We start from the raw sequence: 11686 nt of genomic DNA, 5'->3' as shown, positions 1-11686 counted from the left end.
ATGCCGAGCCCCCGTGCAGCCTGCCCGGCCCCCTCGCGACGGCGAGATTCCGGCGGCACGCTGCCTTGGCCCTGTGGCCACGACTCTGCGCGAGGACCCCCAATGTCACTGATGATCACCGACGAGTGCATCAACTGCGACGTCTGCGAACCGGAATGCCCCAATGGCGCCATTTCTCCCGGCGAGGAGATCTACGTCATCGACCCCAACCTGTGCACCGAATGCGTGGGCCACTATGACGAGCCCCAGTGCCAGCAGGTATGTCCGGTGGACTGCATTCCGCTGGACCCGGAGCGGGTCGAGAGCCATGATCAGCTGATGGAGAAGTACCACATCATCACCGCTGCCTGAGTCCGGCAACGAGCCAAGCCTGCTCGACGACGCAAGCCACGACCCGCACACCACCTCTCGCAAGCCACGACCCGCAAATCTCAACGAGCCGCACAGGGGCGGCTCGTGTCGTTTCAAGGCCAGGGGCGGCACGCCGGCTAGAGCTTGATCACCGCCCGCCCACTCAAGGCGTCGGGCAGATCGGGGACGCTGATGCCCGCCACGCTCAAGGTCTTTATCGAAAGCGAGCGCTCAAGACACACCGTGAGGGTGTCGTCCTCGATCGCCACCCTGGCACCTTCGATGCAGCCAGGGGTATCGTCGGCGAGCCAGCCCATGGCCTCGATGCTGTCCAGCACTCGCTGGGTGGCCTCGGCCAGCATATCCTCGTCGGCGAGCCAGGGGGCGCTCGCCACCACCGCGGCAGACCTGGCCGCCTCGCTGGTCACCTGGGTCAACTGGTGCTGCTGCACCATGGCCACCGAATAGCTGACCAGGGCGTACAGCAACAGCAGGAAGATCGGCAGCACGATGGCAAACTCGATGGCCACTGCTCCGCCCTGGCGGCACGCCCGCGTGCCCTTGCCTCTATGCATGGTCTAGGTTCCTCCTCGACAGCCGGCCTGGGTTGCCTCGCAGGCAGTCAACGACTCGACGCCTCCGGCGTCCACCGCCAGCACCCGCACCTCCAGGGTGTTGATACCGATGCCCAACCCCTCGAGCAGCGGCTCGAGCAGTATCGTATTGACGTCCGTGAGGGTCCCGGACAACAGCGCCGAGAGCCCCAGGTCTGATAGCAGGCCGCTGAGCACACCGGTCAGTTGAGCCCCCCCCTGGTCATCGAACTCCGCTCCCTTCTGCGCTGGCCAGCGGATGAGCTGCGTGGCATCACCAGTCCCGCCGGAGCGCACGGTCTGCGAAACCGAGCCGATGCCGAGCAATCCAGTACCCTCCACCGACTGGGTGACCTCGAGCAGTTCGCGCCTGGCGGCGAGCGTCAGCGCGAGGCTATCGTCCGCTGGGGCCAGTGAACCGATCGCCGCCTTGCCACTGGCCCCGGTCACTCGCGTGCTCGCCTTCACACCGATCAGCCCAAGAACATTCAGCTCGACATCCAGCGCCACCCCGAGCTGGGCATTGCGTGCCACGCTGCGATAGCAACTGGAAGGTGCACAATCGCTCGCGAGGCTTGCCGCTGAGGGCCCCGGAGGGCCCACGGCGATGCTCGGCGGCGAGATGACGTCGAGTTCAAGCGAGATATCGGCAAGGCCTAGCCCCAGGCCGACAACAAGCGGAGAGAGATCGGCCAAGCCGAGGCTGACGCCATCCTGCTGCTTGCTGGTCGTCAGCAGCAACGCCCCTTCGAGCAGATCCCGTACCGGAACGCGTGCCTCGAGCAAGGATGTCATCGACACTTCGCCGCTGGTATCGATCGCCAGCAGCTCGCCCAGGGTGAAGCTCTCGCCCGGCGCGTCGCCAAGCACCGGGTTGCCACCCGCCAGATCCAACACCGATGCCAGTCGACTGCCCAGCGTGTGCAGATCCAGGGGCTCGTTCAAGGTCTGGGCCAAGTTCTGAGCAAGGCCCTCATCGAGGTCGACGTCCAGCGCGTCCACGTCCAGCACCTCGCCCAGGCTGACGTCCAGGCCCACGCCGTCATCTGCACCCAGCACGGTGAGATCGAGACTCCCCCCGATCAGCTTTCCGAGCAGCGCATCGAGCAGCGTCGACTCGCTGGTATCGAGCGCAAGCAGGCGGGTGCCGGCGCTCAGGGTCACCACCGCGGTTCGCCGCGCCACACCGCTGGCCTGGAGCATGACCAGATCTTCCACCTCGTTCCCGAGCAGCTCTCCCAGGTTGGCCAGCAGGCTGCTGGGCACCTGGCGGTTCAGGACCACCCTGACGGCGTTGGCCAGTCCCGCCTCGTCATCAAAAGCACCTTCATCGTCCAGCGCCCCCAGGGTCACCGCCAGAGTGGCCTCGCCCTGTTCGCTATCGGCGCCCACGACGACTCCGTTGGCCGCGGCGGCGGCGATGGCGGCCTGGCGCAGCTCTCCCGAGCGGCACGCCTCGCCCTGAAACAGCGCGTCGCAGCCTGCTGCTGTCGAGACCGCCGCCAGGTCGGCAGCCTGCTGAAGTCGGCGCTGCTCGAGGTACAGGCGACCGGCGTCCAGTGCCAGCGTCACCACCACCACCAGTCCCACCAGCAAGAAGGCGGTCATCACGCCGATGGCACCACGCTGGGAGGCTGGGCCACACCTGCGCTCCTTCGCTCGCCCAATCGCCTGAGCACGATCGCCCACCGGCCAGCCGGTTCTGGCCTTTCCGGTTACGTGATTCGGCCAGGGCTCAACCCGCGGCGATGGCGCCATGACACGTCTAGTCCTCGCCAAAGCCCGTCTCGATATAGCGCTCAGGAATCGGGTGGCCGAAGCTGTCCACATAGCGCTGGTAGATCTGACCTTGCACCTTGCCCGAAAGCGCCTGGGGCGAGGGTGACGCCAGGCGCCCGTCGCGCTGGACGGCCAGTAGCGTGCGGGTACGCTCGCCGAAGGGATCCCGGGTGGCCGGCAGGCGCACGACCTGCGACGAGGCAACGGCCTGGGAGCTGGTCTGCGCGGTTCCTGTCTGCGTCTGCTGCGCGCTGGCACTGTCGGGCCAGAACACCAGCGCCAGACTGACCAGCAGGCAGATAAGGGCGACGGTGACCAGCGTTCGCGGCTCGAGCAAGGTCTTTTTCGACAACAGGTTCGACAGCATGGACAGGCGCTCCTTGCACGGATGGATGGATCGACGAGGCTTCATGACTCTTCACTCTCGGCCTGCGCCCCCGGACGTGATACCGACCGCGATGCCGAGCCCGATGCAGAGAGCTCTGTGGCTGCAGCGCTATCGCGCACGCCCACCAGCCGTGCATCCACGCCGAAGTGCCGGGCGGCGTCGGCGGCACGCTGCCGCTGTCCGCTGCGGCTCAGCGCCAGCACCAGATTGGCGGCGGCCTGCTCGTGCCCCGGGTCCAGCTCGAGCGCGGTGCGGAACTCCTCGGCAGCGGCCCGATTGTCCCCCGCCAGCATCAGCAGATAGCCCAGGTCGTTGCGAATGCGTGGATCAATCGGCCGTGTCTGGCGGGCTTCGCGCATCAGCGCCAGCGCCTGCTCACGCCGTCCCTCACTGAAGGCATTGCGGGCCAACCCGCGATAGCCGTCCGCGGCCAGGCAGGTGCCCAGCAGGGCCTCGTAGGCCCGGTCGCTGGCGACAGTGTCGCCGACGGCGCGTAGCGCCTCGCCCTCAAGCCGCCAGGCCAGCGGTAGACCATAGTCGCCGGCCTCTAGATGGGCCGCGGCCGAGCGCGGCTTGTCGTCGTCCAGCATGCGCTGGATCAGCGACAGCTCGACGCCGATCTCGGCGTCGTAGCGTCGGCCACAGGGGCCGACGCTCTGCTCCGGGGCGGCCCGCGAGATGTCCGGTGACAGCGCGCCCAGCGCCGCCATCGACGTCGGGCCATCCGGTGTACTCGAGCATCCGGTCATCAGCACCACACCGGTGACCAGCCACAGGGCACGCATCTTCGGTGATGGCGAGCGCTTGTTCAGCGTTGTTGTCATGCGCATGGGCGCCTCCAGCGATCCGTTGTCATGGTCCACCGAGCGACCCCATCAGGCCGCTCAGGTTGACCAGCGCAGGCCCTGCCATGACGATCAGCAGGGCGGGAAACAGGCACAGCATCATGACCAGCGACATGGTGCCGGAGAGCTGGCTGACCTTCTGTTGCAGCCGGGTACGCCGCTGCGCCCCGAGGCGATCGACCAGGGTCGCCAGACTGTCCCTGGCTCGCCCGCCGGTACGGGCGATCTGGGCGAACAGCAGAAAGAACTGCTCGACCCCTTCGCTGGCCTGCACCGCGGCCGCCTCTTCCAGCACCCGTTCCCGGTCCTGGCCGCTGTCGATACGATTGGCCACGACACGTAGCTCCAGCACCATGTCCGGGGTGGTCGCACCAAGCTGCTGGATCAGCCGGTTGAGCAGGCTCTCCAGGGTCATGCCGGTGTCCCACAGCATCCGCGTCACCTGCAGCACCAGCTCGATATCCTCGTCGAGTCGCCGAATGCGCCGCCGCCGCTTGCGCTCCATGGCGAGCCAGCCGAGCCCGAGCGCGAAGCCTCCCCAGGCGGCTCCCATGGCGACCACCGCCAACGGTGGCCTACCACCGGCCAGCGCCAGAAGCCCCCCCAGCATCACCGCACCGACAGCGAGCACGCCCCAGGCCAGCAACACCGCAAGCTGCGCCTTGGCACCGACATGCCCACACTGGCGCAGACGCAGCGACAGTCGCGCCGCCATGCCCTGCTGACGGGACCGACTACGCCACAGGCCGCGCCCCTCGCGCAGCAGCCGGGATTCGTCGTGGCGTCGCTCGCCCTCGGCGCCCAGCGGCCGGCGGGCGCTGATCAACAGCAGTGACGCCGCCAGCGCCAACGCCATCACCGCCCCGCTCCACCATAGGTTCCACATCCGCGCCTCCTGTTCGTTATCGTCATGTCGCGACGCGCCCGGGTTTACACCGACTTGAGCATTCGCCACAGCAGCCAGCCGCCGCCGAGCTGCAGCGCCACCGCCAGCATCAACGCCTGGCGTCCGCCGGCGCTTTCGAGCATCGGTGCCAGAAATTCCGGCTGGGTGAAGTGGATAAACAGCGTCAACGCCAGCGGCGACAGTCCCAGCACCCAGGCGCTGACGCGGGTCTCGCCGGTCATGGCGGCGAGTTCTCGGCCGCTTTGCTCGCGTTGATGCAGGGCCGAGGCGAAGGCGTCGAGCATCTCGGAAAGGCTGCCGCCGTGACGCTGATTGATGCGTATCGCGGTGGCCAGCAGCCGCAGTTCGTCGAGCCTGAGTATCTGGCCCTCCCGGGCCAGGCCCTCGTCCAGCTCCTGGCCCAGCTGGCGACGCAGCTTTACCCGGGAAAGGGCATCCGACAACGGCGGTCGAGAGCGCTTGATGGCCTGTTCGAAGGCGGTTTCCAGGCCCTGACCGGCGCTGAGCCCTCGCGTGATATGCCCAAGAAAGGGCCCAAGCTGGCGCCTCGCCCGGCGTCGCAGCCTCGCCGCTCTGAAGCGAATCAGGGCGTTGGCTGCCAGCACCATGACCAGCACCATGGCGGGGCCCCACACCGCCCCCAGCCGCGACAGCAGTAGCATCGCCAGCACCAGCAGGCAGCCTCCCGACAGCGCCACGACGGCCGGCGAGGCCGGCAGCCCCGCTGCGGTGAGTCGCTCCACCAGCCACTCCATCAACGAATCCTGGGACATCAGCCGCCGCCGGGCGGTGCGTGTACCACCTGCGGCGCGTTCTGTAAGCGCACTGGCGCTCTTCAGCAGCAGCCAGGCGGCGCCCCCCAGGCACAGGGCTACCAGCGAGAACATCCCCCAGACCGTCATGGCGAAGGCTCCTGCAGGGAGCTCAGCAGCCGGCGCCAGCCGATCGGTGAGTCATCGTCGCCCGGTGGCTGCAGCGAGGGCTCCGCGCCACCGACGGCTCGGTACAAGGGCTCCAGCTGGACTTCGCCGCGCTGGAGACCACCGACTCGCAGTACCTCGGCCACCCGACGCTTGCCGTCGCTGCCCCGCTCCACATGGACGATCAGATCGAGGGCGGTGGTGATGATCTGGCGTACCAGGGCGTCGGTGCCCTGAAAGCGTGACATCCGTACCATCATTTCCAGGCGCACCACGGCGTCGCCGGCGGAGTTGGCGTGCACCGTGCTCATGGAGCCCTGGTGGCCGGTATTCATGGCCTGCAGCATGTCGAGCACCTCGTCGCCCCGGCTCTCCCCCAGCAGCACCCGGTCAGGACGCATGCGCAGGGCGTTCTTGACCAGGGCGCTGGCGCCGACTTCGCCCTCGCCTTCGATGTTTGGCGCCCGGGTCTCGAGGCGTACCACGTGATGGCTGGCGAGCTGCAGCTCGGCGCTGTCCTCGATGGTCACCACCCGCTGGCTGGCCGGTATCGCCCCACTCAAGACGTTGAGCAGGGTGGTCTTGCCGGCACCGGTGCCGCCGCTGATCAGCACATTGCAGCGCTCTTCCACCGCCCGGCTCAGAAAGGTCATGAGGTTGGGCGGCACACTGCCCATGGCCACCAGGTCATCGGCACCCAGCGCCTCGCGGCGAAACTTGCGAATCGACACGCTGGGGCCATTGAGCGACAGCGGCGCGATGATGGCGTTGACCCGGGAGCCGTCGGCCAGTCGCGCGTCGACCATGGGGCTCGACTCGTCCAGCCGTTTACCCAGGGGGGCCAGCATGCGTCGCACCACCCTCAGCACATGGTCGTCGTCGAGGAAGTTGACCGCGCAGGGTTCGAGCCGACCACCGCGCTCGATAAACACCTGGGAATGGCCGTTGATCAGGATGTCCGAGATACCGTCATCGGCGAGCAGCGGTTCCAGCGGCCCAAAGCCGTTGAGCTCGCGGCAGACACCTTCGACCAGCCGCTCGAGACACTCGTCGGAACGGGCGTAGCCCCTGAGTCTGAGGGTCTCCTCGATCAGCTCCCGCACCCGCTGGCGTAGCTGCAGCGGATCATCCAGCAGTCCCCGTGAATCATCCTCGAGGCGCTCGATGACCAGCTGGTGCAACTCGCTGACCAGCCCAGGCCCCACCACCGGGGCGGACTGGGGCTCAGTTTCCTGGACTCGCTTTTGACGAAAGTGCATGCATCCTCCTGATCGCCGAACACCAGCCGTCGAACGCCAACTTTCAGGGACTGAAGCCGACCTCGGAGACACGCTGGATCTCCTGGGCATCACGGGGATCGAACATCAGCTCGAGAAAATTGGGGTCATAGTCCTCGAAAGCCTCCCCAGGCATCGGCCCCAGATCGACGCCGGCAGCCAGTGGCCGCACCAGGTGGGGGGTCACGATCATCACCAGCTCCTTCTCGTCGCGATCCAGTCGGGTGGAGCGAAAGAAGCTGCCGATCACCGGGATATCGCCAAGCCCCGGAATCTTGTCCACGCTCTGGATGATGTTGCGACTGACCAGGCCACTGATGATGAAGCTCTCGCCGTTGCCGAGCTGCACGGTGGTGTCGGTCCTGCGCACGTTGAGTGCCGGCACCGCCACTCCTGCGGTCTGCACGCCCCGGGAGAAGTCGAGTTCGGACACCTCGGGCGCCACCTTGAGCATGATCCGACGCTCATCGAGCACCGTCGGCGTAAGCTGCAGGCGAATACCGAACTCCTTGAAGTCGACGCTGATCTCGTCATCGCCGCTTTGCACCGGGAAGGGAAACTCGCCACCGGCCAGGAAGCTGGCGGTCTGGCCCGACAGGCTGACCAGGCTGGGTTCGGCCAGGGTGTAGGCGAAGCCGTTGGCGCTCAGCGCACTGATCGCCGACAGCACCCCGCTGGTGTTGACCTGGATGATCGAGAAGCCACCGTCTCCGGCGTTGGGTGCCACCGCACCGCCAGAAAGGAAGTCGAGGGTCTCGTCGCTGCGCCCCAGCGCGAAGCGGGTGGAGCCGGCCTGGTTGCGACCGATGAAGAAGCCAGCCGAGGCCATGCGACTGCGGTTGACCTCGACGACGCGGATATCCGTCTGCACCTGAACAGGGCCTAGCTGCTGGCTGGCATCGATGGGAGGGGTAGCGAAGCGTGACACCGCCTGATCGTGGCGTTCCAGCGACCTCGTAACGCCACGGATCTCGGCGCTGGAAGAATGGGGGGCCAGCGAATACTCGCCTTCGAGCCCCTCGCCGCCGGCGGGACGTACCTGAATGAGCGTCTCGCGGGGCTGACTGGCCCCCGCCGTCCACACCTTGAGGGTGGTGCTGCCCGGCCCCACCGCGGTGACCAGCAGCGAACGCGGGTCCAGAACCTGGGCCTCGACCACGTCGCCCCGCCCCACCGCCGTGCGGGTGATACGGCCGGGCTGGCCCAGCCACTCCTGATCGCCGACCGCCAGGGTCAGCGGCGGCTGTTGCGCCAGCGCCTGGCCATTGCTTGTCGTGACACCGGCCAGCATAAGTGCCAGACCGACTACAAGGCCAAGCACCAGGCTACGCCCAAGGCCGAACATCAGGCACGGTGCCGAGGGGGCCGCGTTCCCCAGACGGCTAACCGGCGTTCCGGCGCACGTCCCCCCGCGCCCCGATCTGCGTGGGACGATCTCATTGTCTCGCGTCATGGTCCTTCCTGTTCCCTGCGCGGGCGCGGTATCTCGCCTTTCCCTCGGCGACTACCGGCCTCTCGTTATGGTTGTCTGCCTGCTTCCTCCACCGCCGTCACGGCAGGGTGACCACGCTGCGACTGGCGCCGACGTGCTGCACCACCCGATAGCCGGTCTGTGGCGGCGCGGGAGCCCTTTTCGCTGCCGGTCGCTCGACACCGGTCAACTCCTCGAAGCTGACGGTCTGGCCCGGCTCACTGAGGCTCTGGCCCAGGGATACCGGCAGGAAGCTGGCGCCGCCTGCCATCATGCGCAGATCATCGATCCCCTCGCCAAAGCCGGCGGCCTCCTCGCTGCCCACCACCGCCAGGCGCAGCCGCCCGGTGGTCTCGGCCAGCAGCAACCGGGCGGTCTCGGTCTCGGGCATCGCCAGCACCGCGGTGCGCTCTCCACCCTTCTCGTCGTCACCGTCGACGCCCACCAGTCGCTCGCCGACCCCCAGCACCGACACGTCGGCAAACAGTCGTCGCGCCAGGCGGTGTCGCTCGCCACCTTCCCCCTGAGCCTCGGCAAAATAGAGCACGTCGACGCGATCCCCCGGGGCGAGGAAACCACCGCCACCGATCACCGCATCGATGCCGACCCCCACCGCGCGAAAGCCCGGAGGCACCACCTCGGCCAGAGCGCTGCCACCGACAAAGCCGCTTTCACGCAGCACGTCGCCTTCCGCCAGAGGACGTGCCAGGCGCGTGTCGGGCAACTGATCGAGAGCAGAGAAGGTGCTTGCAGGCGGCTCGGGGAAGTAGGCCAGGCGCAACGCGTCTTCGAGATCGGCAGGACGCTCCCCCGCTGCCAGGTCTCTGGCCGCTACCAGAACCGGATGGCCCAGAGGTTCGGGGGAAATGGTCTCTGGCGCGACGTTAGCGCCTTTAGACGGTTCCCCTTTGGAACCTAGGTTCCAGCCAACAATTGCCAGCCCTAGGGCAACAATCACCAGGATTGCTGCCATTGCTCTCAAGACACGTGGACTAAGGCTTTCTTTTTCGCCGGAACTTGCCATCAGCTAGTCTCCACCACTTACGCACTTACCCGAAGCCAATCGAAAAGAAGGTCATTATTTAAAAAACCATCTCAACCCTCAGTAGTAAGTGCGCTTTTGACGTCATCCAGAAGGCCGTCCAGAAGTGTTGTCAGTGTCCCGGCTTCACCGCCACCGAAAACCAGAAAAAGCGCGGCGGCTATAAGAGCCACGATAACGCCATACTCGATAGCGGTAGCACCGCGCTGTCCACGGTAGCGGGGGTGATTCAGGGTGGAAATATTGCGCACAGGGGCCGCCTCGCCCCGGGAAAAGCGCTGGAATACTTTCATTTTGACACTCCTGCGTAAAATCGTTTTTTTCTTTGTATATCGTCAGCTTTTCGCGAGTGATTCCTGTTTTCTTCTTATACCTCCTGCCTTTTATTAATCCTTTTTTATTAATATCGACCTCTCTTTATTAGTAGTCATCCTGACTATTTTTGTCATCCTCTAGAATGAAACCAAACGTATCTATTGATTAACAGGAGATACAGATTGTTTCATCACACGAGATGACACTTGAATGATATATCGGACATTTCAACTCCAGACATGGCCCTGCCCTGAGCAACCACTTCCCGCAACGCGACCGCCATGCCTGGCGACGGCATTACCTTGAGGCCGTCGCCTTGGGGTCATGGCCTTGACCCACTTCCCCCATCACCGGACACTTGCCCACCTCGCCGCCGTCCCGTTGCGCCCTTGCCTTCAGCCGAACAGGCCTTTCATCGTGTCGACCTCCACCAGCACCTTCTCGTCCACCCTCGAACGCCTGCCGCGCATCGCCGGCCTGGCCTGGCCGATCATCCTGTCCAATATCACGGTGCCGCTGCTGGGCCTCGTCGACACCGCCGTGGTCGGCCACCTGCCCGACTCACGCTACCTGGCCGGAGTGACCCTGGGCGCGACCCTGTTCGGCTTCCTCTACTGGGGGTTTGGCTTTCTGCGCATGGGGACCACCGGCCTGACCTCCCAGGCGCTGGGACGCGAGCGCGACGATCAGGTGCGCCATCTGCTGGGGCAGTCGTTGCTGTTGGCAGGAGGGATCGGACTTGCGCTGATCCTGCTGGGTGACCCGCTGATCGCGCTGGGGCTGTGGCTACTGGATGGAAGCCCCGAGGCTACCGGGCTCGCCGAGAGCTACGCCGCCATTCGTCTGCTGTCGGCGCCAGCGGTGCTGGCCAATTACGCCATCCTCGGCTGGTTCCTCGGCCAGCAGAACAGTCGGGTGACGCTGTTGCTGCTGCTGACCAACAACGGCGTCAATATCGTGCTCGATGTGCTGTTCGTGGTGGGCCTCGACATGACCAGCGACGGCGTGGCCTGGGCCACGGTAATCGCCGACTACACCACCGCCGCCCTGGGGCTGTGGCTGTGCCGTCGACGCCTGGGCCGACTGGGCGGACATTTCGAGCGGGCGCGACTGTTGACCATTGGCGCCTACCGGGAGCTGTTCTCGGTCAACGCCAACCTGTTCGTGCGCACCCTTGGCCTGCTGTTCGCCCAGGCCTTCTTTACCGCCCAGGGGGCGTCCCAGGGCGACACCGTGCTGGCCGCCAACGCGGTGCTGCTGCAGTTCATCATGCTGACCTCCTACGGCCTGGACGGCTTCGCCAACGCCGCCGAGGCCCTTACCGGTCACGCCATCGGTCGCCGTCGTTTCGATGACTTCGCTCTCTCGGTGCGCGCGGCGGCGCTGTGCTCGCTGGCCACCGCGGCCCTGGCAAGCCTCGCCTTCGCGCTGGGCGGCAATGCCCTGATCGCGCTGCTTACCGGCCTGCCGGAGGTACGCGCCACGGCGGCCCAGTTTCTGCCCTGGATGGTCGCCATGCCGCTGATCGCGGTGTGGAGCTACCTGCTCGATGGGGTCTTCATCGGCGCCACCGCGATTGCCGAAATGCGCAACTCCATCTTCATCGGTCTGGCGGTCTATCTACCGCTGTGGTGGCTGACCCAGGGTCTCGGCAACCACGGCCTGTGGCTGGCCTTTACGACCTTTACCGCAGTGCGCTCGGCGGTACTTGTGACCTACTATCTTCGCTATCGCAGCACGCGCTGGCGTGACACCGCCTGAGGAGCGCCGGCCGAAGATCACCGATGGTGAATGTGCC

Annotated in this window: 12 protein-coding genes; 2 read left to right on the top strand and 10 right to left on the bottom strand. The window is 66.2% G+C overall.

Features of this window, described 5'->3' with window-relative positions; all coding sequences use genetic code 11:
• Nucleotides 1-102 precede the first annotated feature (102 nt).
• Nucleotides 103-351, top strand: coding sequence for a YfhL family 4Fe-4S dicluster ferredoxin (locus tag NFG58_RS02140; protein ID WP_045991409.1), 249 nt, complete (start codon nucleotides 103-105; stop codon nucleotides 349-351).
• Nucleotides 352-488: 137 nt separating this feature from the next.
• On the opposite strand, the gene NFG58_RS02135 is transcribed toward NFG58_RS02140, so the two are convergent.
• The 10 genes from NFG58_RS02135 to NFG58_RS02090 all read right to left on the bottom strand — a co-directional run bounded on the left by NFG58_RS02135 (nucleotide 489) and on the right by NFG58_RS02090 (nucleotide 9866).
• The gene (locus tag NFG58_RS02135) at nucleotides 489-926 is read right to left on the bottom strand and encodes a TadE family protein (RefSeq protein WP_124804980.1); all 438 of its coding nucleotides are present in this window, start codon (nucleotides 924-926) and stop codon (nucleotides 489-491) included.
• Nucleotides 927-929: 3 nt separating this feature from the next.
• Nucleotides 930-2555 carry a pilus assembly protein TadG-related protein gene (locus tag NFG58_RS02130; protein WP_348827504.1) on the bottom strand — a complete coding sequence of 542 codons (1626 nt, stop codon included), beginning with the start codon at nucleotides 2553-2555 and terminating at the stop codon, nucleotides 930-932.
• Nucleotides 2556-2709: 154 nt separating this feature from the next.
• On the bottom strand, nucleotides 2710-3135 hold the full coding sequence (locus tag NFG58_RS02125; RefSeq protein ID WP_348827503.1) for a DUF3613 domain-containing protein: 426 nt from the start codon (nucleotides 3133-3135) through the stop codon (nucleotides 2710-2712).
• Nucleotides 3132-3941, bottom strand: a complete 810-nt coding sequence (locus NFG58_RS02120; protein ID WP_348827502.1) for a hypothetical protein — start codon at nucleotides 3939-3941, stop codon at nucleotides 3132-3134. The genes NFG58_RS02125 and NFG58_RS02120 overlap by 4 nt, the downstream gene beginning before the upstream one ends.
• A gap of 22 nt (nucleotides 3942-3963) precedes the next feature.
• A complete protein-coding gene (locus NFG58_RS02115) occupies nucleotides 3964-4842 on the bottom strand; it encodes a type II secretion system F family protein (RefSeq protein ID WP_222568320.1) in 879 nt (292 codons plus the stop codon).
• Nucleotides 4843-4886: 44 nt separating this feature from the next.
• The gene (locus NFG58_RS02110; protein ID WP_124804983.1) at nucleotides 4887-5765 is read right to left on the bottom strand and encodes a type II secretion system F family protein; all 879 of its coding nucleotides are present in this window, start codon (nucleotides 5763-5765) and stop codon (nucleotides 4887-4889) included.
• Nucleotides 5762-7042, bottom strand: coding sequence for a CpaF family protein (locus NFG58_RS02105; protein ID WP_348827501.1), 1281 nt, complete (start codon nucleotides 7040-7042; stop codon nucleotides 5762-5764). Before NFG58_RS02105 ends, NFG58_RS02110 begins: the two co-directional genes overlap by 4 nt.
• Before the next feature lie 43 nt (nucleotides 7043-7085).
• Nucleotides 7086-8381: a type II and III secretion system protein family protein gene (locus tag NFG58_RS02100; protein ID WP_348827500.1), complete on the bottom strand. Its 1296-nt coding sequence runs from the start codon at nucleotides 8379-8381 to the stop codon at nucleotides 7086-7088.
• Between the two features lie 229 nt (nucleotides 8382-8610).
• On the bottom strand, nucleotides 8611-9504 hold the full coding sequence (gene cpaB, locus NFG58_RS02095; protein WP_348827499.1) for a Flp pilus assembly protein CpaB: 894 nt from the start codon (nucleotides 9502-9504) through the stop codon (nucleotides 8611-8613).
• A gap of 122 nt (nucleotides 9505-9626) precedes the next feature.
• Nucleotides 9627-9866, bottom strand: coding sequence for a Flp family type IVb pilin (locus tag NFG58_RS02090; RefSeq protein ID WP_253029308.1), 240 nt, complete (start codon nucleotides 9864-9866; stop codon nucleotides 9627-9629).
• Between the two features lie 439 nt (nucleotides 9867-10305).
• Here NFG58_RS02090 and NFG58_RS02085 point away from each other — a divergent pair, with 439 nt between their 5' ends.
• Entirely contained in the window at nucleotides 10306-11649 is a 1344-nt protein-coding gene (locus NFG58_RS02085; protein WP_231498423.1) for an MATE family efflux transporter, read from the top strand.
• Nucleotides 11650-11686: the final 37 nt, after the last annotated feature.

The sequence above is a fragment of the Halomonas sp. RT37 genome, assembly GCF_040070525.1.
GTDB lineage: Bacteria > Pseudomonadota > Gammaproteobacteria > Pseudomonadales > Halomonadaceae > Halomonas > Halomonas litopenaei.
The sequence above is the reverse complement of the archived record's forward strand: the minus strand, read 5'-3'. Positions and strand labels throughout refer to the sequence as shown.